This is a genomic window from uncultured Abiotrophia sp. (genome assembly GCF_963520105.1).
Classification (GTDB): Bacteria; Bacillota; Bacilli; order Lactobacillales; family Aerococcaceae; genus Abiotrophia.
Genome location: NZ_CAUQPN010000009.1, coordinates 1 through 22,316 on the forward strand (window position 1 = coordinate 1; position 22,316 = coordinate 22,316).

At 47.7% G+C, this 22,316-nt stretch carries 21 protein-coding genes and 1 pseudogene; 3 read left to right on the forward strand and 19 right to left on the reverse strand.

Features of this window, described 5'->3' with window-relative positions; all coding sequences use genetic code 11:
- From RWO08_RS08285 to murF, 9 genes and pseudogenes are all read right to left on the reverse strand, one after another.
- On the reverse strand, window positions 1-309 hold a 309-nt coding region (locus RWO08_RS08285; protein WP_314211772.1), incomplete at its 3' end, for a CopY/TcrY family copper transport repressor.
- A gap of 115 nt (window positions 310-424) precedes the next feature.
- Window positions 425-931 (reverse strand): annotated as a pseudogene (locus RWO08_RS08290) (endonuclease); the annotation flags it as partial.
- A 132-nt stretch (window positions 932-1,063) separates the two neighbouring features.
- Window positions 1,064-1,726, reverse strand: a complete 663-nt coding sequence (locus tag RWO08_RS08295) for an MBL fold metallo-hydrolase (RefSeq protein WP_070756043.1) — start codon at window positions 1,724-1,726, stop codon at window positions 1,064-1,066.
- 1 nt (window position 1,727) lies between these two features.
- Entirely contained in the window at window positions 1,728-2,891 is a 1,164-nt protein-coding gene (gene alr / locus RWO08_RS08300; RefSeq protein WP_314211773.1) for an alanine racemase, read from the reverse strand.
- A 21-nt stretch (window positions 2,892-2,912) separates the two neighbouring features.
- The gene (gene acpS / locus RWO08_RS08305) at window positions 2,913-3,317 is read right to left on the reverse strand and encodes a holo-ACP synthase (protein ID WP_314211774.1); all 405 of its coding nucleotides are present in this window, start codon (window positions 3,315-3,317) and stop codon (window positions 2,913-2,915) included.
- Between the two features lie 23 nt (window positions 3,318-3,340).
- Window positions 3,341-4,897, reverse strand: a complete 1,557-nt coding sequence (locus RWO08_RS08310; protein ID WP_314211775.1) for a DEAD/DEAH box helicase — start codon at window positions 4,895-4,897, stop codon at window positions 3,341-3,343.
- A gap of 270 nt (window positions 4,898-5,167) precedes the next feature.
- A complete protein-coding gene (locus tag RWO08_RS08315) occupies window positions 5,168-5,797 on the reverse strand; it encodes an ATP-binding cassette domain-containing protein (protein WP_291427602.1) in 630 nt (209 codons plus the stop codon).
- Complete coding sequence (locus tag RWO08_RS08320) at window positions 5,794-7,680, reverse strand: hypothetical protein (RefSeq protein WP_314211776.1); 1,887 nt, start codon at window positions 7,678-7,680, stop codon at window positions 5,794-5,796. Before RWO08_RS08320 ends, RWO08_RS08315 begins: the two co-directional genes overlap by 4 nt.
- A 397-nt stretch (window positions 7,681-8,077) precedes the next feature.
- Window positions 8,078-9,481 carry a UDP-N-acetylmuramoyl-tripeptide--D-alanyl-D-alanine ligase gene (gene murF, locus RWO08_RS08325; protein ID WP_314211777.1) on the reverse strand — a complete coding sequence of 468 codons (1,404 nt, stop codon included), beginning with the start codon at window positions 9,479-9,481 and terminating at the stop codon, window positions 8,078-8,080.
- A gap of 133 nt (window positions 9,482-9,614) precedes the next feature.
- Between murF and RWO08_RS08330 the strand changes: the two genes are divergently transcribed.
- Both RWO08_RS08330 and RWO08_RS08335 read left to right on the forward strand, forming a co-directional pair.
- Window positions 9,615-10,514 carry a hypothetical protein gene (locus RWO08_RS08330; protein ID WP_314211778.1) on the forward strand — a complete coding sequence of 300 codons (900 nt, stop codon included), beginning with the start codon at window positions 9,615-9,617 and terminating at the stop codon, window positions 10,512-10,514.
- Window positions 10,515-10,634: 120 nt separating this feature from the next.
- Window positions 10,635-11,561: a hypothetical protein gene (locus RWO08_RS08335; RefSeq protein WP_314211779.1), complete on the forward strand. Its 927-nt coding sequence runs from the start codon at window positions 10,635-10,637 to the stop codon at window positions 11,559-11,561.
- A 50-nt stretch (window positions 11,562-11,611) separates the two neighbouring features.
- Here the strand turns inward: RWO08_RS08335 and RWO08_RS08340 are convergent, their stop codons facing one another.
- On the reverse strand, window positions 11,612-12,247 hold the full coding sequence (locus RWO08_RS08340; protein ID WP_314211780.1) for a GyrI-like domain-containing protein: 636 nt from the start codon (window positions 12,245-12,247) through the stop codon (window positions 11,612-11,614).
- A gap of 62 nt (window positions 12,248-12,309) precedes the next feature.
- Window positions 12,310-13,200: a YafY family protein gene (locus RWO08_RS08345; RefSeq protein WP_314211781.1), complete on the reverse strand. Its 891-nt coding sequence runs from the start codon at window positions 13,198-13,200 to the stop codon at window positions 12,310-12,312.
- 163 nt (window positions 13,201-13,363) lie between these two features.
- Here RWO08_RS08345 and RWO08_RS08350 point away from each other — a divergent pair, with 163 nt between their 5' ends.
- Entirely contained in the window at window positions 13,364-14,101 is a 738-nt protein-coding gene (locus RWO08_RS08350; RefSeq protein WP_314211782.1) for a MerR family transcriptional regulator, read from the forward strand.
- 127 nt (window positions 14,102-14,228) lie between these two features.
- Here the strand turns inward: RWO08_RS08350 and RWO08_RS08355 are convergent, their stop codons facing one another.
- The 8 genes from RWO08_RS08355 to RWO08_RS08390 form a co-directional block, all read right to left on the reverse strand.
- A complete protein-coding gene (locus RWO08_RS08355; protein ID WP_399495947.1) occupies window positions 14,229-15,194 on the reverse strand; it encodes a UbiA family prenyltransferase in 966 nt (321 codons plus the stop codon).
- On the reverse strand, window positions 15,166-16,290 hold the full coding sequence (locus tag RWO08_RS08360; protein WP_314211783.1) for an FAD:protein FMN transferase: 1,125 nt from the start codon (window positions 16,288-16,290) through the stop codon (window positions 15,166-15,168). Before RWO08_RS08360 ends, RWO08_RS08355 begins: the two co-directional genes overlap by 29 nt.
- Before the next feature lie 130 nt (window positions 16,291-16,420).
- The gene (locus tag RWO08_RS08365; protein ID WP_268444628.1) at window positions 16,421-17,266 is read right to left on the reverse strand and encodes an FMN-binding protein; all 846 of its coding nucleotides are present in this window, start codon (window positions 17,264-17,266) and stop codon (window positions 16,421-16,423) included.
- A gap of 79 nt (window positions 17,267-17,345) precedes the next feature.
- Complete coding sequence (locus RWO08_RS08370; protein ID WP_314211784.1) at window positions 17,346-18,323, reverse strand: polyprenyl synthetase family protein; 978 nt, start codon at window positions 18,321-18,323, stop codon at window positions 17,346-17,348.
- An 88-nt stretch (window positions 18,324-18,411) separates the two neighbouring features.
- The gene (locus tag RWO08_RS08375) at window positions 18,412-20,412 is read right to left on the reverse strand and encodes an NAD(P)/FAD-dependent oxidoreductase (protein ID WP_314211785.1); all 2,001 of its coding nucleotides are present in this window, start codon (window positions 20,410-20,412) and stop codon (window positions 18,412-18,414) included.
- 105 nt (window positions 20,413-20,517) lie between these two features.
- Window positions 20,518-21,234, reverse strand: a complete 717-nt coding sequence (locus tag RWO08_RS08380) for a pseudouridine synthase (protein ID WP_311466557.1) — start codon at window positions 21,232-21,234, stop codon at window positions 20,518-20,520.
- 2 nt (window positions 21,235-21,236) lie between these two features.
- The gene (locus tag RWO08_RS08385) at window positions 21,237-21,869 is read right to left on the reverse strand and encodes a DUF421 domain-containing protein (RefSeq protein ID WP_070756063.1); all 633 of its coding nucleotides are present in this window, start codon (window positions 21,867-21,869) and stop codon (window positions 21,237-21,239) included.
- Complete coding sequence (locus RWO08_RS08390) at window positions 21,866-22,315, reverse strand: DUF3290 family protein (RefSeq protein WP_291427590.1); 450 nt, start codon at window positions 22,313-22,315, stop codon at window positions 21,866-21,868. Before RWO08_RS08390 ends, RWO08_RS08385 begins: the two co-directional genes overlap by 4 nt.
- Between the last annotated feature and the right edge of the window lies 1 nt (window position 22,316).

The window sequence follows — 22,316 nt, forward strand, 5'->3', positions numbered from 1 at the left end:
GCTTCCTATTACATTTCCGACTTTCTTATTGCAAATACGGTTAAAAATATCTTCTGCATAATCCCTTACGGCTTCTGTCTCTTCAATATTGGCAGTGTAAATAAACTTTCTACCTTCATGCTCTGTATTTAGTACGCCTTTTCCAACTAATCGACCTAAGATCGTTTTGATAGTGGATTGTGTCCAGTCCATTTTTTCTTGCAATACGGAAATGACTTTTTTACTAGTTACTCGATCATTTGCCCAAACTACACGCATGACTTCCCATTCTGCATCTGTGATATAAGTATTAAATTCTATTGTGCTCACTCTCCTTTCCCTTTAGTTGTCTACAGATGTGAACAAATATGCTCAAAATAAGTTTACCATTGTAAACGAATTATGTCAAGTCTTTTTAATAAATGTAAGCAACGCTTATAGCTTTTTATCTCTCCACTTCTATCCCATAATAATTTTCATAGTTTTTCCTAAACTGAACAAGGTCAGAAAATTGTTCTTTATTCAAAGAATACTCTTGCATAAGGGTGTTATTTTTTTCTTGCAATTTATCGAGGCTTGATAGTATTTCTTTTTTATTGGGTAGCTTTTTATAGTTTTCTAAAATTTCTTTTGCGGCTATTTTATAGAGGGAAAGTTCACTATAATACTCATCTTCAAATTGCTTATCTCCATGATTTTTCTTGTGGTATTTATATATTTCACGATACTTATTTACAGTATTTATATTTTCCATATCTTGAGATAAACTCTTCATTTCAGTTTCAATTATCTTTATTTTATCTAACAAGACTTGTCTATCATCGGCAGATTTTTTGATTAGATCATCGAGTTGTGTAATTGAATTAATTCCTTGTTCTCTAAGTTTAATTATTGAATCAGCCATTGTTTTGATATTGTGTTTTCTTGCCCAAACTTCATAACCTTTGGCACTGCCCCCCGTAAATGAGAATTAAATAAAAACACCTCCATGTGCATTTGATTATATTGTACCAAATCCAACTTGGAGGTGTTTTTATTAAATTCTCACTTTTTGGGGTCAGTCCCAACCACCCCTTCAACTATTTTATTCTTCAAACCGATGCTTAAACAAATTGCGAAAGACTTCAAAATAGGGATTAGTCGCCAAGGACTCGCCCACGGTCACAGCCGGACCATGGCCTGGATAGAGGACATAGTCTTCTGGCAGCTGGATCAACTCCCGGTGGATGGACTGCATCAGCTCAATGTAGGAGCCACCTGGCAGGTCCGTCCGCCCGATGCTTTGGGCGAAGATGGTATCGCCGGATAGCACAAAATGGTCCTCAGCAAAAATATAAGCCACATGGCCTGGGCTATGACCTGGCACGAAGACCACTTTGAAGTGGAAACCCGCCACTTCCTTATCCCCTAGATCCTCCCAGAGGACTTCTGCTGGACGCGCCGTAAAAGGCTGACCCCAGTAAGCCGACAGGTTGAGTTCGGGTTGATTGAGGAAGCCTGACTCCACTGGATGCATATAGAGTGGAATGCCATAACGGTCCCGCACTGCATCCACCGCCCCGATATGATCGTGGTGGGCATGAGTCAGAAGGATGGCCTGTGGCGCCCAACCCTTGGACTCAATCCAGTCCAGAATCTTAGGCGCGTCAGCCCCTGGATCGATTAAGAGGGCCTGGCCAGCTTCATTGACGACTGCATAAGTATTTTCCTCGAGTGACCCGACGGTCAGCTGATGAACAGTAAGCATCTTAGTCCTCCCCTTCCTCATCTTGAAGGTAAATCCGTGGAATGCGATCGCTGAGCCCGCAGAAGATTTCATAGGAAATAGTCCCAACCAGGCGAGCCAGATCCGCTGCATGGTTCTCCAAGTGGTGGTCCTGACCAATCAAGGTAACGGTGGTTCCCACTGGCACTTGATGCGGCAAACGAATCATAAGTTGGTCCATATTGATGACGCCAAGGACTGGGCAGGCATGGCCTTCCACCAAGACAGGAATGTCCTTGTAGTGGCGGAACCAACCGTCTGCATAGCCGATTGGAATGGTCGCAACCCACTCATCTTCCTGGGCTTCATAGGTTGCCCCGTAGGAAATCTTGCTGCCCTTTTCCACTTGCTTGACGTAGACAATTTCCGAAATCAATTGGAGGGCTGGCTGCAAATCAATGGGCAGGCTAGAACGCTCATCCTTAGGATGCATACCGTACATGGAGATGCCGAAGCGCTCAATGGAAGAAACAGGCTGACGCTTGAACCAAACGCCCATGGCGGAGTTGGCATAGTGACGGACAGTGACATAATCCGGCACGGCGGTCAGTAACTCCTGCCATTTAGCCCACTGGGTCTCCACATAGGCAGGGTCACCCCCTCCGGCAGTTGAGAAGTGGGTGTCGACCCCTTCCCAGTTGACCCATGGAAAGGCCTGGATGCCCTCAGCGAAGGCTTGGACTTCTTCTACTGTCCGTAGGCCGATGCGCCCCATGCCCGTATCCAAGGCCAGATGCACCTTGAGCTTGGCATCATCCAAGAGGCTTTCTTGTTGGTTGGACACTAACTGAGCCCAGGCTTCCTGGAACCAGATTAGGTCAGAGACAATGACGGTCAGGCGATAGTAGACCAACTCAGCGATGGCACGAGGGTCTACCAAGCCCAAGATTAAGATAGGCTGGGCTAGGAGGCCGGCTTGACGGAGTTCAATCCCCTCGTCAACGGTGGCAACGGCTAAGCCTTGCGCGCCAGCTGCCAGGGCTGCCTTGGCGACGGCAACTGCTCCGTGCCCGTAAGCGTTAGCCTTAACAACGGCGTAGAGGGCCTGGTCTGGCTCCAGATGACGCTTCATTTCCCTAACATTGTGTTGAATTGCATTGAGATTAATTATCGCCACTGTTGGGCGGTGTTCACTGGCTTGTGACATAAGACTTTCCTACCTTTTACTCTAATCTTCTCTAGTCAAATACTGGTCCAAAGCCGCCTGCAAGCTGACGTCGTCTTGCTCAATCAGGACGGTGGCCGTGGCATAGTGGTCCGAATGACTGATGCTGAGCTGGACGCCTGCCGTCAGGGGGGCCACCGCAAAATATGGCGCACCCGATGGCTTGTTGGCAATGCTCATATCGGTGAAGCGAATCCGACCAATGCCTGTCCCCAAGGCCTTGACATAGGCTTCCTTGGCGGCAAAGCGGCCGGCCAAGAATTCGAGGGCCCGGTGCTCCTTCATGGTCTCATAGCGAGCCAATTCCTCTGCCGTTAAGACCTTAGACGCAAAGCGTGGCGACCGCGCCACTGCTTCTTGAATTCGGTCGATTTCAATAATGTCAGTTCCAATACGCACGATCGCCACGCTCCTTTGGGCTTATTCTCTGGTTAGTTGGTTCGTTTTTTAATGGTATATTGTTTCTTACTGCCGTCCGCCTTAGGCTTGCCTACAGGCTTAGCAGCTGAACGTGGCCGCTTGTCCTTGCGGTCAAAACGTTCCTTATGACCATGGTCTTGACGGTCGCCACGGTCCTTGTGGAAGTCCCGCTTCTTACCGTGATGACCACGACGGCCGTTGCCGCCGCCCTTGCCAGTCTTGTAACCACCTGACTTGCGGTGGGCATTTGGCAATGGTTTTTGTGGTGAAATTTGAACTTCTACTTGGCTGTTGCTAGATAGGATTTGCCCTAACATAGCCGCTACCAAGTCGTTAGGCTGATAGTGGTTGAGCAGGAGTTTAGCCGTGTTGCGGTGCTCATCCGCATCGCCGGCTTCCAAGGTCTCATTCAATTGATCAATCAATGATTGAACCTGACCTGCTTGCGCCTCCTTCAAGGTTGGCGGCTTCATTGGTTGCATACGTTTGCGGGTCAAATCTTCGATGACACGCAGATAAGACATTTCCGCTGGCGTCACGAAAGTGATGGACATGCCTTCGTTGCCGGCACGGCCTGTACGGCCAATACGGTGAACGTAAGATTCTGGGTCCTGACTGATATCATAGTTGTAGACGTGGGTCACGCCGGAAATATCTAAGCCCCGCGCCGCCACGTCAGTCGCTACTAAGAGCTCTACCTGACCTTGACGGAAGGCGTTGATGACGCTAGTCCGCTTCTGTTGCGGAATGTCACCGTGGATGAGTTCAGCATTGTAACCGCGCAGGCTGAGGCCCCGTGCCACTTCGTCAACCCGCTTCTTAGTACGGCAGAAGACAATGGCTTGTGTTGGCATCTGAACATCCAACAAGCGAGTGAAGATATCAAACTTCTCGTCATCTCGGCATTTGATGAAGAACTGTTCAATCAAGTCAGCGGTCATTTGCTTGGCTTCAATCTTGACGTGAGCAGGTTCCTTAAGGAATTGATCTGCTAGGCTGCGGATTTCAGGTGGCATGGTCGCTGAGAACAAGAGGGTTTGACGTGAAGCTGGCGTGGTCGCCACGATTTCCTTGACGTCTTCAATAAAGCCCATGTTGAGCATTTCGTCGGCTTCGTCCAAGACTAAGGTCTTGAGATGCTTGAGGCTAAGTGCCTTACGACGCATCAAGTCTAGAATACGACCTGGTGTCCCGACCACGATTTGTGGTTGGTTACGCTTGATCCATTCGATTTGCTTACCAATGGAAGAACCCCCGTAGACCACATAAATACGGGCACGTTGGTACTTACCTAAGCGGTAGAGTTCTTCTTGTACTTGGATGGCTAATTCCCGGGTTGGGGCTACTACCAAGCCTTGGATGGCAGATTGGTTCTTGTCCAATTTATTGAGCATTGGCAAGCCAAAGGCCGCCGTCTTCCCGGTCCCTGTTTGGGCTTGACCAATCAAGTCTTGGCCTTCTAAGGCCACAGGCACTGCTTGTTGTTGGATCGGGGTTGGCTCTTCAAAGCCCATATCGGCTAGCGAGTCGAGCAAGGGCTGAATCAGGTTAAGTTCTGTAAATTTCAAAGGTATATCGTCTCTTTTCTATCTAAAATTTTGGGGTTGATTCCAGTGGCATCTTGTCATCAAGACATCAAAATTGACCGCCGGCGATGCCGAATCCGTCGGCCATCAAGCGGTCAAGTTACACATGTTGCTTTGTTAAGGCGTTGTATGGTTGTAACCTCTAACTCTTAGTGTACCATGACTAGGAGGGAAACACAACTGAGAGGACTAGGCAAATGGCATCACGACTTGCTTAGAAATCGTGACTTTAGAAGCCATATCTTATCTAGCCTAATTCAACTCCATCCTTGAGTCGGCTACCTCTAAGAAATCTGGGTCGTGGGTTACGACAAGCACTGCCTTTCCTTGGTCAGCAAATGATCTGAGTAATTGGATGATAATCGTCTTATTCTCGGCGTCTAGGGAACCTGTTGGCTCATCGGCTAGAATGAGACGACTGTCCCGTAATTTGAGTCGAGCCAAAGCTAGGCGTTGTTTCTCTCCGCCTGACATGGTGTAGACCTTGGTCTTAAGTGGCAAGTCGAGATTCACTGCCTCTAAAGCCGCTAGCATGGCCTGTCGGCTAGCTTGAGACTTAGGCAGATAGTGACTGGCTAGCTTAAGATTCTGCTCGATGCTTTCATTGTCGATAAGGGCGAAATTTTGAAAAACATAGGAAATTGCTTCCCGTCTCAATTTCATGGCTTGACTGCTGTAGGGTGCAGGTGCGGGCTGTCCAAACAGTTGGTATTGGCCCGCATCATAATGAGTCAAAAGACCTAAAATATTGAGTAGCGTAGACTTGCCGCTCCCACTTTTGCCATGAATAACTGTAAAGGAGTGTGCAGGAACATCTAGATTGACGTCCTTAAGGACCTGGTGTCGGCCAAAATTTTTATCCATATGGGCTAAGTGTATCATGTATTTTCGCCTCCTTGAATGTAATCGACAATCCGACGTCTGGCAATAGAGCGAATACTGTATCCTATCATTGCTAACTCACCTAAAGTCATTAAGGCAAGGGCCAGATAAAACTCACCCGCCATGCCATTCCCCCAAATATACAAGACGTAGATGAAGGCTTGAATCGCTAGAATGAGATAAAGCCAAGCAAAGGAATGGGATAAGGAATAGCCATGAAGGTATTTTACGGCGATCTTATTAGCATAGACTTTAGTGTATAACAAGACTGTCAGTAGCGTGATACCAAACAACAAGTAGACAGCAAAGCCAATTTGACTTAGATAGACCACACTTTCCCCAATAATTAATTTATAGCGTTCTTCCTTGACCTTGGAGATAGGCAGGAGGTAGGCAAAATTATCATCTTGGGCCAAGTCCTTGAGCAGATTCTTTAGGTCCCTATAGTCTTGCGCAGTCATCATTGAGATATCAATCTTAGCTCGAGACTCCAGCCCATTTCCCCCTATATACCACCAATTGAGGTCATAATCATTGTACTTCTGAACCAGAAAAATCACATCTCCAGCTAGCTTGCGACCAGGATGATTGAGGTCAACAATGGCTTGCTTGCTATCGCGAACGTAGATTTCCACATCTTGTTCCAGCACTTCCGTATTTCTGTTTTTTTCTGCATAATGGTCCCTAATTTCTTTGAGATATGGCAAGAGTGTGTCAGGCACTATTACGATACGTTTAGGCGACTCTGTATCTACTTTTATCGGCTGCCCTTTTGTCGTCAGCAAAGGATACTTATGAAGGTAATATTCATTTACCATGACACGATACTTGAATGGCTTTTCTTGATTAAAACCAGGCCTAGCCAATTGACTGGTATCAAAGATAATTAAATTAAAGCGATCCAGATATTTAAATAAAGGAACTAAAGAAAAGCCACGGTAGATGTCGTCCCCGTCTCGCGCAGCAAAGAAGTCCTTGCCAGGAAACCCTGGATAGAGGACTCCATAATTATTGAGAGACGGGTCATGCTCGCCTCCCCGATAGACCGCCATCAAACCCGTAATTGGCAATAGCAGGCTAAAGCAAATAAAGAAACCAAATAGTTTAGTGGCAATGACAGGCATTAAAAAGTAGTGATTAAATTTCAATTGCCCCAAGAGAGAATTTATAGGTAGCCAAGAGAGCAGGCCAATAACCAACCAAGCTAACAAAGCGATAGCTAGGTAAATCAGCCCTATCCATAGGAAATTTAAGCGACTCAAATCTTTTATCAACCAGAGATTAACTGCCAAATTGGTCATTAAAAAACCAAGGCTTACGCGATCAAGGCAAAGATGGCACAAAGCATGAAGGCTGCTATAGCCATGCAGTCTCAGTACAGCCAATTCCTTCGACTTACTGAGTAGCCAGACCATCAGGAGTAAGAGCCAAATAACGGCACCATAAATCATACTATTGAAGGCAGGTTTGAAGTCACTACTTAGGAGAGTTTCTTTGGCACCCTTATATTGGAAGGCTTGCAAGCCATAGTTTGTCCCCATTACCTCATTGTAGGCTAATTGAAATTGCTTGAGGAAAGCTGAATAGGTTTGGGGATTATCCGTCTCAAGAAACAGACTATAAAAATGGTCTTCTAATTGATCAAACTGATAGACAGAGAAATACCCATGGTTATATACCCTTGACGCGATAAGACCCGAGCTCTCATCTGCTTGAGGCTTCATTTCTAGGTGCTCTAAGAGTTGACTTCGATTCAATTTTGTTATGAAATAATCAATGTTCTTCCGCGAGCTATCTCTTTGCTGATAACTTTCTTGAAATGAAGTACCACTAAAATTAGTGATTCTGACCACAAGATTGACATCAAATTCTTGGCTCAGCATCACTAATTTTTGCTTTAGTCGCGCTCTTTTTTCCGGCTCTTTGATATAGCTTGGCACCCTGAATTGTTGATAGGAATCAGGGAGCAAGAAGAGTTGTCGCAGGTGAGCATCTTGCTCCCACTGCACCATTGTATATGATGAAAAACAGGTTAATATTGAGAAAAATAATAGGAGATTCCACTTGATAATATTTTTCATTTTTCATAGCACCTACATCCCATAAATCCAAGTTAGACAAGAAATGGTTACGCTACCATAATTGTACAACTTTACTTTCCTATATGCAATAGGATTGCTAAGCCCCAGAAAGTGCTAGCGTAGCCACTGGCCCCCTATCCACCTTAATCCTATGCAAAAAAGCGACAAGCTATCTCCTGCTTGTCGCTCTTCTTTTCTTCTAGTGTGTCTCCTTGCCAGTTAAGGCAGTGACTACCTGCAAGAGGTCTGTTCCGAAGCTGGACTTGACTAGGACTAGGTCCTTATCTGTCAAATCAGCCTGCAATTGCGCAATTAAGCGGCTGTGGTCAGCTGGCTCGTAGAAGAGTTGACTGGCTTCATAGCAGTCTTGCAAGGCCTCATAGAGGCTAGCAATTTCTGGACCGAAGAGGTAAACCCGCTCGAAGCTCTCTGGCGCTAGGCCTTGGGCTAGGGAACGGTGCAGTTGGGCACTGGCTTCACCTAGTTCGCGGACATCTCCTAAGACAGCAATTCGGCGTTGGCCAGGCGCCAAGTTAAGGGCAGCCAAGCTCTTAAGCACGGCTAAGACAGAGGTTGGGCTAGCATTGTAGGCATCATTAAGTAGGCGCGCCCCTTGGTGGGTGGTCAACCATTCTAGGCGGTTAGCCGTCAACTGGAAGTTAGCTAATTGGAAGATTGCCTGTTCTAGTGGCACATCTAATAGTTCCGCCACGCTAAGGGCAATCAGGGCATTGCTGACATTGTAGGCCCCTAGGACTGGAATGGTGCAAGTGACATTAGGTTCCAGATTGGTCTTGAAGTAGGTCCGGTCCACTTCCTCCACCATGTCATAGGCGAAGGCATCCGCATGGTCTGTGAAGCCAAAAGAACGTAGGTAAATTGGCTGATCAATTTCAGGCATTTCGGACTCAATCAATGGCTCATTTGCAGGATAAAGCAAGACGCCATTTGGCTTGAGGCCGTATAGAATCTCCAACTTAGCCTGGGCAATCCCAGCACGGGAACCCAAGAATTCCAGGTGGCTCTCACCAATCAGAGTGATGGCCGCAATATCAGGCTGGGCAATTTCACTTAGTTGCTTAATTTCACCGAAGTCGGACATGCCCATCTCGATGACCGCCACTTGGGTGTCTTCTGGCATCTGAAGTAAGGTATAAGGCAAGCCAATCTCATTGTTGTAGTTACCCTGAGTCTTGTGAACCCGGTACTTGGCTTGGAGAACCATGGCGGTCATGTCCTTGGTCGTGGTCTTGCCGTTTGAACCCGTTACCCCTACCACAATAGGATTAAGGTCCCGACGATAGAAGTTAGCCAAGTCTTGGAAAGCCTGGAGGGTATCATCTACGAAGACCACTGCTAGGTCATCACTCGGCGCCTGAGCTGGGTCTGCGGACCATAGGGTGGCCACGGCCCCATTATCAAGGGCTTGTTGAATATAGGAATGGCCGTCTGTCGCTCCCCCTACTAGCGGAACGAATAGAGAGCCAGGCGTCACCTTGCGGGCATCAAATTCGACGCTGGTGATTGAAATCTGACGATCTTTGGCCGTATAGTCGATGGCCTTGGTATATTTTACAACGTCCATGAGACGGATTGCTTTCATACAGTCACTTCCATTCTTGTCTTATCACCTACTAGTTTACACCATTTCGCCACAAATTGCACTGAAAGGAAGACAAGCCCATCCTATTATGGTATCATTATCCTAATATATTTATTACAGAGGAAGTGATTCTATGAAAGCACTCAAAAAAGTCCTGCTAGCTAGCTTAGCCTTAACCTGCCTAGCCGGTCCTATGGTCCAAGCAGCGCCTCGAATCATCAATATCCGTGATAAAGACTTCACCAATATTGAAGAACCCCTCGATGCCATTCCTGCCACCACCCTTACCCTCCATCCGGCGCCAAGAACTGAAGACCAGGTACGTGAAGATGTTACCTTCGCCCTCCAAGCCTTTTACTATAATTCTGGTGCCCCTAAACGGGCTGATTTAGTGCAAATGGATGATGAAGCCTTATATGATAAGTTGACTGAACTTAGTATTGCCGCCTTGAAAGAGCCATACGGCGACATTATCCGTGCCGACTATAGCGTTGACTTCCTAGGCAAACCAGTCACCCTCGGTAAGGAGCTTCGTGACAGCATTAAGGTGATGGTGGACTCCCATCAGGTTGCCAATAAATTTGCCATCAAAGACCTCAAAATAGACGGCGACACGGTCAATGTGTCCGTTGAGGTTCGCTATATCGATCAATATCAGTATGAAGTCATGCTACAACATGCGCCAAACTTCCAATCTGAGATCATGCCCTACATTGAAAAAATGCGGGCTAAGTACACAAAGGACCTTCCTGAGAGTCCAGCAGCCAGCCTCCTCATTAACCGAGCGCTCAAGAATTATGCTATCAATGAGGTAAATATCGACGGCAATCACCGGGTTCCCCTAGAATATCCAACCCGCGTCCACGAGATTAAACTAACCTTCGTTTACGATGCTCAAGGTCGCCTAACCCTTCCCGATAAGACCCTGCTAGCCATCACCCAAATCAAAAACCGCGACTGGAAGAAACCATCCGACTCCCCATCCTCTGACCAAGCCAGTGATTCATCAGATAGCTCTAGCGAAAGTCGATAGAAAATCGATTTATAGAAAAAGAGCCTTTATCCTATGCCTCGTTGCAAAAAAAAAACGACATAGATGCCTTAGCTTTATATCTTGTAATTAAGGCAACTATTTTTAGAAGGAAGTGATTCGATGAAACGCTTTAAATTAATCCTCTTAGCCCTAGTCTTATTTAGCACGCATTTCTTGATAACTCTATCTGTTTCGGCTACAGATAAGCCAGATCGTTATAATGGAGACTTTTACTATCGCTCAGAGCCAGATAACGCCATTGAGTCAAAGTCTCTCACGCTTCATCCTGCGCCGCGCTCCCAAGAACAAGTTCGCGATGATCTTAATTTTGTCCTTCAGGCCTTCTACTATGAAAATGGTGCAAACAAGCGTATGGACCTCTTTCAGATGGATGATTACAAACTGCAACAAAAGATTGCAAACTTAACCCTTCAAGCCTACCGTGATGCCATCTCATGGGATTTTCCGGAGGACTATCAAGTGACATTCCTCGCCGAGACCTATAGCGCCAATAAAATTGTCGAGGATTTGTTGAAACTCACCATGAAATCCTTGCAGTTCGCTAACGCCTATGAGATTGTCTCCCTAGACATACAGGGTGATACCGTGACTGCTCAAGTGCTGGTACGTAGCATAGACGAGGACCATTACAATCGCGAATTGCAATCCTTGGACAACTTCGAATCAGAGATTAGACCCTTTATAAATGACCTAAGTCTCAGCCTAAGTACCAAAACGAAAAAGAATCGCTTTGATCGCTGGCTGCTAGGCAGCCTTATGAAAACATACGCCATCAAGCATAGTAAGCAATTAGTTCGTGTCGCCTACTTAGATGGTTATGAACCGAGACGGCCTCTGACCCTAGTCTTCCACTACGATGCGTCTGGTCGCATCACTTTGACCGATGATACCTTACTGGCAATCACGCAAGTCAAGACCAGTGACTGGCGGCGTCTTATGAAGAAAGAAGGCTATCAGGATGCGCCAATCTCAGATCAGTCCGATGCTAGTGAACCTGCCGCAAATGAAAGCCATAAAGAAATATAATCAAAAAAACGAGGCTGAATCGCAGACCCAGTCTCGTTTTTTGATGTCTTTTAAAATGGTTTAACCGGCACCCGCAAAATCGTCTTGAGCTTGTCCGGCGCCACCCGCCGGGGATCGGATAGGTAGATTTCATGGTGGTGCCGGCCCTCTTGGAAGTCTAACTCATAGCCTGAAGCCTCAATGAAGGCATGGATCTTAGCCATGGTGGCAGGCTCCTTATCATAGCTCCCCAGGTGCAGGCACTGGACACAGAGGCCTTCGTCCAAGCTAGCCAGTGTGAGCGCCTGACAGTCCAGACCTTTCTTGGCTTTAACTTGCGCCTTGGCCCATGCTACATCCTCTGGCCGGATGAAGTCGGGCACCCGAATTAAGGCCCGCCAATGAAAATTAGTCTTGTGACTATAGTCGACTTGCCCTTGAAGCTGGTCTTCTTGCCACCAGAGGCCTTCTAGGGGAGCGACCACATATTGCTGGAAGTTGGGAATGACATAGTCAGTCTTGTAGGACATCTTGAGGGCGTAAGCTACACCGTAGAGAATGGCCAGCGCATGACTGTAGGCACCCCCTTCCTCATTGGGGTCACCCTGCCCCGTCATCTCTAAGAAGCGTTGACTAGTCACAGTCACTAGGGCCGGCGTCTCCTTGGCCTTGTAGAGGGGATCGGCTTTTTTGACATCGTAGGTCATGATACTTCCTCCTTTAACTCTTTGATAAGTCTAGTATAGCAAGCTAACCCCGACATCTTCTGTCAGGGTTGAGTTTTTTGCCACATTTCTTTTATTTGATGCTGGAATGCTTGGGCTAGCGACTGAGGAGCTAGGACTTGAACATGGGCTCCGTAAGATAAGAGGTAGGCCACCAGGTCCTGACTAATTGGCAGCTGGGTCTCAACTAGGAGGCCGCCTTGGTCATCCTTGACCGCTAGTCCAGCAAAATCATCATAGACCCGATAGGCCACCTGGTCATCAAAGCGTAGACTGACAGGAGTTAAGTCTGACTCTGACATGGTCTGGGGCAAGTCCAAGTGGCTATAATCCGAATCAAAGTCTTGCGCGAAGACTTGGAGGTCCTGTATACGACTTAACTTAAAATAGCGAAAGTCTTGCCGTTCCCGGCACCAGGCATAGAGATACCAGCGATAGTGCTTGAGCACTAGCCGAGCAGGCTCCACCTGTCGCTGACTCCAGTTACCCTGATTGGAACAGTAGCGGAAGGTCACCAAGTGACGCTCCAAAATAGCCTGCTTGAGCAGGTCAAAGTCATGAGATAGATGGGGGCTTTGATGCCAAGTAGTTTGGTCCACCAAGAGCCAGTGGTCGGCTTTTTGACTGCCTTTGAAGTGGGCCCGCAACTTATCTAAGAGTCCATCATCAGCCTGACTTGCTTCTAGTGCGGCCAGAATCTGGCTCTGTTCTTGCTCTTGGAGCAGTCCAGCCGGCAAGACATAGCGCCGGTCAATTTTCCAGCCTCCCCCTTGGCCCTGAATGGCATAAACCGGCACGCCAAATTCCGATAGATCATCCATATCCCGCAAAATGGTCCGCTCGGTCACCTCAAAACGCTGGGCCAAGACTCGGGCAGGAGTCCGGCCATGAGCCAACAAATAATGCAAAATTCCTAAAAGGCGTCCTGCTTTCATCCTATCACCCCTTTTATCCTATTATAGCATAGGCTCTAATACCCAAAAAAGCCTCCCTAACTTGGACTTGTCATCCAAGCTAGGGATAAAAAAATTTTTTAAAAGGTGTTGACCCTGACGTAAGGTTAGGGTGTATGATTAATGTGTGTTAGGAGGTAAGTCCATGTATTTGATTAAAGAAGTGAGCAAAATAAGTGGGGTTTCAGTGCGCACCTTACACCACTATGATGAGATTGGCCTACTGTCTCCTCAAAAGAGAGAGAACGGCTACCGGTACTATTCTGAGGACGATCTCTCACTTTTACAGATGATTCTATTCTATAAGCACCTGGGATTTTCGCTGAAGAAGATCAAGGGACTGCTGCAAGAAGAGGATAGCGAGGTCCTCTATCACCTTAGACGGCAACTGGATTTAATGCAGATAGAAAAACAAAAACTCCTGACACTGATTGAAACATTGGAAAAGACCATCGAGTCTCAAGAAAGGAGTATTACAATGTCAACACAAGAGAAATTTAAGGGATTCACCTACCATGAAAATCAACAATACGAGCAAGCAGCCAAGGACAAGTATGGTAAGGAAGTCATTGAGGCCGCAATCGAAAAACAAAAAGGAAAAGAACAAGAAATTGCAGATGGCTTCAATCATTGTTTCTTTGCCTTTGCTGACAACCTGGCAAACGGTATCAGTGCCACGGCTCAAGAGAATGTCGCTTTAGCCGAAAAACTGCATCAACATTTGTGCCAATACGCCTTTGACTGTCCGCTTGAGGTGTTCGCAAGTATTGGTAAAGGCTACGTACAGAATCCAGACTTCAAACAAAATATCGATAAGTTCGGAGCTGGCACCGCCCAATATGTCTGCGATGCCATCCAGCAATATGTAAAAGAACAGCAATAAGCTAGCCAGACAGTAAGCCAAATGGCTTACTGTTTTTTGTCTTCCGCAAGCCATCATCCCTGATTGCTCCCCCATATCAAAAGAGCCACTATCCCATTTGGTAGAAAGGGATAGTGGCTCGCATACTTTATAGGAAAATGCCTAGCAGCAACCATGCACAATACAAGCTGGCCACCAAGACAAAGGATTGGACTGACAAGACGAAGGTTTCGCGCTTAACTTGTTTGGCGCGGAAGGCCAGGACCTTAGGCCAGTGGAGAGCCAAGCCAACAAAAGTTACCAAACCCCAGACTGGCAGTCGTCCTGTCAAAGCCAGGCCCAATAAGACTAGCCAGGGCAGAACTTGCAAGCCAGTATAGAGCGCCACGGCCCGGGCTTTGCCTAGGTAATAAACTAGGGTGAATCGTTGGTTACGGATATCCACTTCCAAGTCACAAGTATTATTGGCTAGCATAATGCCGGCAATTAGGCTGACCAGGGGCAGACTGTAGCAGAAGAGCTCCAAGGTCAGGGCCCAGTTCCAGCCAATGGTCACCATCCCGCCTGTCCACTGGCTCCACAAGAGCTGGTCGTAGGCAGTCATGTAGACGGCTAGAAAGAAGATGCCAAAGCCCATGGTAAGGCCCGAGAAGACTTCCCCTAGTGGCAAACGTGACAAGGGCATAGGCCCATAGGTATAACCAATCCCTATTAGGAAGCAGAGGCCACCTAGCACTAGCAAGAGGGCATCCGTCCGACTGACGATGACTAGGGAGACAATAACCGAGAAGGCCAAGAGGCCAAAAATAATTCGGACCATTTGCCCAAAATCTAATTGATGGACCCCAATGACATTTTCGCTGGTCTTGTAATCCAGGTCCACGGCCTTGTGGTAATCAACGGCATTATTAATGGCCGTCGTACACATATCGAAGCTCAACACCGCCAAGGCGAAGAGGCTGGCATTAACCCAATTGAAGCGCCCCAAGCGATAATAGGTCCACAAGAAACCTGCCAGCATGGGAAAGACGCTGGCCACCTTGGTCCTGAGCTCAACAAATTCAAAGAAAATCGCTAGCTTTTGCTTAATCTTCAACAAGATGATACCCCTCATTCGTTAGTTGGAAGCTATCCTTGAGGCCAGAGGTCACGTGAACCCCGTGATCCTTATCAATCAGCACCGCTTCAACCCCATCTAGGCTCTCAATAAAGGCCAGACCATCCTTAGTCCCCAAGAGGAAGAGAGTGGTCGACAGGGCATCGGCCTTGAGCGATACTTTGGTAAAAATTGTCGCCCCCGACAGGTCATTATCCACCGGGTAGCCCGTCTTAGGATCCAGGATATGGTGATAGCGGACGCCGTCCACTTCCACATAACGTTCATAGATTCCAGAAGTCACGACTGTCCCGTCAATGACCCGCTTGGTTCCCACGACTTGCCCTCGGACCTCATCGGGATCTTGGACCCCAACATTCCACCCCTCAGGACTGGATGGCGAGGTGCCCATGACAATGACATTACCGCCTAGGTTGATAATGGCCGTATTGACCCCATGTTTGGCGAAGATATTGCGAATGCCGTCGGCAATATAGCCCTTGGAAATCCCACCCAATTCTAGGGCCATGCCCTCTTCTTCTAGGCGCACCGTTTGGGCTGCTTCATCTAGAGTGATCTTGTGGTAGTCAATCTTAGGCAGGGCTGCCTGAATTTCTTGGTCGCTAGGCTTGCGCGCATCTACATCGCCAATTTTCCAGAGATTGGACACAGCCCCGATGGAAATATCGAAGCGACCCACTGATACTTCTGCCGTTTCTAGGCCCTGCTTAATAATGGTCAGGGTGGCTGGATCAACCTTGACCGCCTCATGGCCTGCCGCCTGGTTAATGCGGTAGACATCCGACCCTTCCTTGTTGGTGGATAGCAGTTGCTCCATGCGATCCATGTAGTCGTAAGCTTCGGTCATAGCTGCTTCGGCCTCTGAGCCCTCATGGAAAATTTGCAGGGTAACGGCCGTATGGAGCTTGGTCTCAGCTCGCATGAGGGGCGTGGTCACCACTGGTAAGGGCTCAGGGCTCGCTTCAGAACTGGTGCTGCTAGCAGACTGGCTGGTGCTACTACTGGTCTCCTCAGCACTGACCCAAACGGGACTCAAGGAGCCTAAGATTAAGAAGCCCAAAGCCACGCCTTGCATTATCGTTGTTTTCTTCATACTTACTCCTTTTTGGTGGCTCCCTATCTGGCTTGCCACCTAGCTAGTCTTGCCTGATAGATCAGGCCGGCTCTGCTTGGAGCCATAAAAATAGAGGCCGGGAACAATCCCAGCCTCCCTTCACTTCTTATTATTCGCCAACAACGGCTGCTTTGATGACTTCTTTTTCACCTAAAGCGGCTGCTTCTAACAATTGTTTAGCATAGGTCTTGAAGGCGTTAGTTGTATTGGTTGCCCCAGTCACAACATCTACATTGGCATTGCTAGACTTAACTAAGGCTTCGTTCAATTGCTTGACTGCATCTGCGTAAGAAACTTTAGTCTTATCAGCCATCATCTTGTTGTAGTCAGCATCTTCAGACTTACGTTTGCCGTCTTTGTACATGTCGTAGTCTGCTTTTTCTACTTTACCGTCTTTGACAGTGAGGACGAACTTGGTAGTCCAGCCACGTTGGTCAGCTGGTGCTTCCAAAGTGTATTCGCCATCTTGAAGTGGTAATTTAGAGATGTTGACTTCGCCAGTCTTACCTTCTTTGGCTTGTTTCAAGAGCACCTTAGTAGAGAAGAAGAACACTTCGCTAGTGTGGCTTGCGCCGGTCACTACGTCAGCCTTGCCGTCTTTTACCAGGCTTTCGTCTAATTTCTTCATGGCTTCAGCCGCAGAAACTTTAGTTTTTTCTTTCATTTTGTCGTTGTACTCAGCGTTTTCAGACTTCTTCTCGCCCTTGTCGTTGACATAGTCGTAGTTAGAAGAAGCGACTTTACCGTCTTTAACTACGATGGTGTGGTGGAGTTTCCAGCCACGTTCGTCAGCGTCAGAAACAGCCGTGTATTCGCCGTCTTTCAAGTCTTTGACTTCGAAAGTAGTGGTTGCAGCTGGTTTAGCATCTTCCGCTAAAACTACGCTAGATAAGCTAGTCCCCAAAGATAAAACGGCTGCTAAAAGCATAGTAGATTTTAACAATGATTTTTTCATTCCAAATACCCCTTTACTGTATATGTTTACATCCTATAGTTTAACGCAATTTGAGTCTCATGTCCATGACAAGCCCCTCTTAATAGTGTCCTTTCATAACTTGCTTGAGCAAGTTGACTAGTGCCTGGCTCTCTTGCTTGCCCCCGAGTCCTCTCAGGCGTTTCTCAGCCTTGGTTAGATAGTTGTCTACCAGGCGCTCCGTCTCTGTCAAAGTCCCTAAGTCGACTAGGGCTTGATAGAGCCGGTCTAGCTCCTGCTGGCTCCAAGGCTGGCCCCGCTTCTTAAGTTGCTGGCGCAAACTTGGATCCTCCTGCAAGCCTAAAATTAGGGGCGCCGTATAGATACCATTTTGGACATCCTGCATACGGGGTTTGCCACTGACCTTGGCATCCACCTGGTAGTCAATTAGGTCATCTCTGAGCTGAAAGGCCATGCCAATGGCTTGGCCCAGATAGAAGGCCTGGCGATTCTGCAGGGCTGACTGGCTCAGGCTATAGTAGCCGAAGAAAGTCGCGGCTGCAAATAAGAGGGCCGTCTTGCCTCGAATCTGTCGTAGGTAATCATACATGGTCATCCCCTGACGGTATTGGTTGGCAAGTTGGTTCAGCTCCCCAATCAGAATCCCCTCCATCACCCAGGCATCCAGAGGACTACGGTCAAATTCCTGTTGGCTCTTTTGAATCAAGCGAGCCGCATAGGTCATCAGATAGTCGCCCGCATAGATGGCCAGGCGGTTAGACTTTTGAATATGAAGGGCCTCAATGCCCCGGCGAGTATCCGCCTCATCAATGACATCGTCATGAATGAGCGTGGCCAAATGCAGGACCTCAATGGCTGCCGCAATATAGCGTTTGGACTGGGTGATGCCCTCTGGGCTCAGCTGGGCCATAGCCAGACAGAGTCCAGCTCGCAGGTACTTGCCTGGGGCATCCATATAGGCCAAAATTTTCTCCCGAACATCCGGGATTTTAAGCTGGAGCTCTGACTTCATCAGAGCTTTGACCGCCACGAGTTCCTCTTGAATAAGTGGTAAAGACTCCCATATCGGGTGAACCATGGGTGGCCTCCTTTCTAGTTAGTAAGCAGATACTAGCTCCTCTTACAAAGCAAGGCCCCACGCGGGGGCCTCCTTATTACTTTATTATTTAGGCTGGTGGCCCATAATGGTGACTAGTTCGGCCATAGAGCCATCGATCCAGCTTCTTACCTAACCAAGGCATTACCCAGTAGTCCAGACCAAAGGCCCGACCAGAGCCATTCATAAGGGCGATGGCAACTGGAATAAACCAGATGTTAACCCAGTAGAACATACCTGAGAGGCAGAACATCGTAACCAAGACCACAGTCCCGGCGTTGATTAACCAGACGAAGAGACCTGCAATGAGGGCCAAGCCGATTAAGATTTCCATAACGGTCATGAATTTTTGCATGAATAGGGCCATATCGCGGTTAGGCACGAAGAAGCGCATAATAGCCGCGAACCAATCTGGCATACCATCTAAGACAGGTTTTGGACTTTCCCCATAAGCGTAGCTGAGGCCAAAGACAGCATGGCTGGCTTGAGCGACTGCCCCGCCGGCAGAGCTAGCTGCAGAGCTCATCGCTTCAGAAGTACCACTAGTAACAGCTGAAGATACGGAGCTCATTGCTTCAGAAGCGCCAGAAGTCACAACAGATGACATAGAGCTAGCTGCCTCAGAGGCCCCAGAAGTCACAGCTGATGCTGCAGCATTTGCAGTTTCTTGTAACCAGGCAAATGGGAAGACAACCTTGTCCCCAAACCAGTTAGTAGTCCCCCAGAGGCCGAAGGCCTTCTTAAGCCCTTCTAAGAGCCAGACAGACCCATAGAAGAAACGCAGTGGTACGGACCAGAGGATGTTACCGTGAGCCGCTAAATGCCCGCGGAAAATGTTACGTTTGTCCTTAATCTTGAAGAACTCATGACGGACATAGGTCCACATGTAGTAGAAGGAACGAATGGTGAAGAAGTAGAGCACATTGACTAAGTGCTTCATCAACATCGCGAAGAAGCCAGTCAAATGCCATTTGCCCATGAGGAAGGCCACCCCGTAACGGGAGCCAATAGAGACCATAAAGCCATCGTATTTACCCTTGTAGGCGTGTTTCTCAGTTCCTTTGATATCGGCAATGATGTTGTGGGCCGCGGTTTCCCCAGTTTGTTCAGCTGCCTGGACGATTTGAGGCGTTGGACGACCGCCTTCATTTGGATCTTCATAGTAAACCAAGTCCCCTACCACATAGATACCTGGGTGGTCCTTAGCTTCCATGTATTGGTCAGCCACCAGACGGTTAGCCCGGCCAGTCTCTAAACCAAAGACCTTGGCTTCGGTATTACCTTGCACCCCGGCAGTCCAGATTGTGGTGTAGCTGTCGATGGTCTTGCCTGAGGCCAACTCTACGTTATGCTTGTTAACGGCTTGAATCCCGTCACCAGTTGAGACTTTGATACCAACTTTGGTCATGTAACGCATGGCCTTGTCTTGTTCCTTTTCAGTCACCATAGCCAAGATTTTTGGCGCAGCTTCTACCAAGTGAACAGAGAATTCTTCTTCATCTAAGTGGTAATCCTTCGCTAGGCGAGGTACCCATTCGATCAGCTCACCGACCATTTCAACCCCAGTAAAGCCTGCACCGCAGACGATGAAGCTGAGTAAGGCACGACGTTTAGCTTGGTTAGGTTCGTGTTCGGCCTTGGCACAGCATTCCTTGATGTGAGCTCGAATGCGCTCTGCTGCCGCCAGTGACCAGAGGGTAAAGCCATTTTCCTTAACACCTGCGACGCCGAAGTCGTTAGCTTCGCCACCCATGGCTAAAATCAAATAATCATAATGATAGCTGTAGCTTTCACCTTGGACTGTCTTAGTGGCTTCATCAATCCCGACCACAGTGTCTGTTACTAATTGTACTTTTTTGTATTTGTTGAAGATACGTTGCAAGTCATACTTGACCGCGTTAGCTTCCACACGTCCCCCCGCTACCTCATGCAATTCAGTCATGTAGGTATGGTAGGCATGCTTATCTACCAAAGTAATCTTAACATCCGCGTCATTCTTGAAGGTCTTACCCAACTTACGGGCGGCCGAGATACCGGCATAACCGGCACCGACAATGACGATTTCTTTCACGCTCAACACTCCTCACTCTATTTTTTGATACTATACATTATACGGCTAAAAGCCTATTTTCTCAACGATTATTGACTTTTTGCTAAATATTTCCCATTACTATCCTTAAAGATAGTGCTTCAATTGTTCCAGTTCTTCTGGCTTAAGTGGCCGATAGGCACCAGGGGCTAGGTCCTGGTCTAAGACCAGATGGCCCATGCGCAGACGGTGAAGCTGCGTCACCTTGACACCCACCGACAGGAACATCTTCTTGACTTGGTGGAACTTGCCCTCACGAATAGTCAGGCGAGCCCGACTTTCTTGCGGACCAGAGGCCTCAATTACCAAGTGGGCTGGCGCACAGGGACGATTCTGGTCAATCAGAATGCCTTGGGCAAAACTAGCCACATGGTCCTGGGTCAGCGGACCATTGACCACCACCTGGTATTCCTTCTCCACATGGTATTGGGGATGCAACATGCGATAACCCAAAGGACCGTTGGTGGTCAGAAAGACCAGGCCAGTGGTAGAACGATCCAAACGCCCTACCGGGTAAAGACCTGGCGCCTGGTCTTGAGGGGCTAGACAGTCAACGACCGTGGTGAAGCGGTCATCCTTGACTGCCGTTAAGACTCCCTGAGGCTTATGTAATAGCCAATAGGTCTCAGCCGGCTGGGTCAAGGTCTGCCCCTGGACCTTGATTTCTTGCAAACCAGGATCCACATTACGGTTGGGGCGACGCTCCACTTGGCCATCGACTTGCACCTGGCAACTTTTAAGTAGACGCTTAACTTGATTCCGGGAACCCAGGCCCGCCTGATTCATGACTTGATCCAGACGCATGGCTAGTATTCCACTATGGTGATGTTACCATCAATATATTCTGCCAAGAAAATCTTGGCCACATCTTCTTGCCCTGCCTCGGCAATAGCTTGCATGAGCCATTCTTCGGTCTTGTCAATCGAATCCAAGGTTTTATATTGAATATGCCCGTCTGTAATTAGAGGATACTTAGGATTTTCCTCACCGTAAACCACAATATTAAGGCTACCATTTTGTTCGATCACTGCCCGCTTAACCTTCTTGATAGAGTAGATATTCTGACTACGCAATTTGAAAGCCAAATCTTGAGCCGTTAGACCTGCTGCTCGTGTCGCTTCCACATCGATGACGCCACGGCTAATCAAGTCCGTTGGTTCCCCATCAATGGTCTTCTTAAGAAGTTGGTTGTGGGTTTTCAGCCATTTGAAGCTTAGAACTAGCACTAACCAAATCATGAGAATAATTAAAAATTGCAGGATAGAAATACCAGGGTTATAAATAACCCCACCAATAATGCCCCCTAGGACATAGTTTTGGACCTGGTCACTGGCCGAAGCCGGCGCCAAATTGCCCTTACCTGTCAAATTAATGACTACAACCAAGGCCAACACGCCTAAGGCTAGCTTAATGGCGATATCTAAAAAATTTAATGTCATGGCTTTACCTCCACCAATTCGATCTTAGGCAGCTGAACTGCCATTTCCTCAAGGATATAGTGTCCTTCTCTATCGATGATAGTCCGATAGTAGCGGTCACCGGATTTGATAATGCCTCCGTCGGCCGCTGCTTCCGTATTAAGATAGAGCAATTCGGGCTTAGTCCCCAAATCTTCAGCCACCTGTTCCATCAAGTGACTAGCCCCTGAATATTGGCTAAGGGCTGCTTGCTTAGCTTGCGCATCTTGCCAACGAGTCCCAGCTAAAATAAAGAAGCAGATAATGCCAATAATAGCTAATTCACGGTACTTAGAATCCTTGTTGCGATGGTAGTAAAACCATATAGCCAAGCCAATTAAGATAGCCAAGCCAACGAAAATGGTCAATTGGAGCCAGTCCGTTATATTAATTCGACTCTTCATATAGTCATAAGAATAGAATTTCATG

What these genes read in the sequence shown, in the direction of transcription:
- RWO08_RS08295 (WP_070756043.1), bottom strand. Translation starts at nt 1,726, where the DNA reads ATGCTTACTGTTCATCAGCTGACCGTCGGGTCACTCGAGGAAAATACT.
- alr (WP_314211773.1), bottom strand. Translation starts at nt 2,891, where the DNA reads ATGTCACAAGCCAGTGAACACCGCCCAACAGTGGCGATAATTAATCTC.
- RWO08_RS08315 (WP_291427602.1), bottom strand. Translation starts at nt 5,797, where the DNA reads ATGATACACTTAGCCCATATGGATAAAAATTTTGGCCGACACCAGGTC.
- RWO08_RS08320 (WP_314211776.1), bottom strand. Translation starts at nt 7,680, where the DNA reads ATGCTGAGCCAAGAATTTGATGTCAATCTTGTGGTCAGAATCACTAAT.
- murF (WP_314211777.1), bottom strand. Translation starts at nt 9,481, where the DNA reads ATGAAAGCAATCCGTCTCATGGACGTTGTAAAATATACCAAGGCCATC.
- RWO08_RS08330 (WP_314211778.1), top strand. Translation starts at nt 9,615, where the DNA reads ATGAAAGCACTCAAAAAAGTCCTGCTAGCTAGCTTAGCCTTAACCTGC.
- RWO08_RS08335 (WP_314211779.1), top strand. Translation starts at nt 10,635, where the DNA reads ATGAAACGCTTTAAATTAATCCTCTTAGCCCTAGTCTTATTTAGCACG.
- RWO08_RS08340 (WP_314211780.1), bottom strand. Translation starts at nt 12,247, where the DNA reads ATGACCTACGATGTCAAAAAAGCCGATCCCCTCTACAAGGCCAAGGAG.
- RWO08_RS08345 (WP_314211781.1), bottom strand. Translation starts at nt 13,200, where the DNA reads ATGAAAGCAGGACGCCTTTTAGGAATTTTGCATTATTTGTTGGCTCAT.
- RWO08_RS08350 (WP_314211782.1), top strand. Translation starts at nt 13,364, where the DNA reads ATGTATTTGATTAAAGAAGTGAGCAAAATAAGTGGGGTTTCAGTGCGC.
- RWO08_RS08355 (WP_399495947.1), bottom strand. Translation starts at nt 15,194, where the DNA reads ATGAGGGGTATCATCTTGTTGAAGATTAAGCAAAAGCTAGCGATTTTC.
- RWO08_RS08360 (WP_314211783.1), bottom strand. Translation starts at nt 16,290, where the DNA reads ATGAAGAAAACAACGATAATGCAAGGCGTGGCTTTGGGCTTCTTAATC.
- RWO08_RS08365 (WP_268444628.1), bottom strand. Translation starts at nt 17,266, where the DNA reads ATGAAAAAATCATTGTTAAAATCTACTATGCTTTTAGCAGCCGTTTTA.
- RWO08_RS08370 (WP_314211784.1), bottom strand. Translation starts at nt 18,323, where the DNA reads ATGGTTCACCCGATATGGGAGTCTTTACCACTTATTCAAGAGGAACTC.
- RWO08_RS08380 (WP_311466557.1), bottom strand. Translation starts at nt 21,234, where the DNA reads ATGCGTCTGGATCAAGTCATGAATCAGGCGGGCCTGGGTTCCCGGAAT.
- RWO08_RS08385 (WP_070756063.1), bottom strand. Translation starts at nt 21,869, where the DNA reads ATGACATTAAATTTTTTAGATATCGCCATTAAGCTAGCCTTAGGCGTG.
- RWO08_RS08390 (WP_291427590.1), bottom strand. Translation starts at nt 22,315, where the DNA reads ATGAAATTCTATTCTTATGACTATATGAAGAGTCGAATTAATATAACG.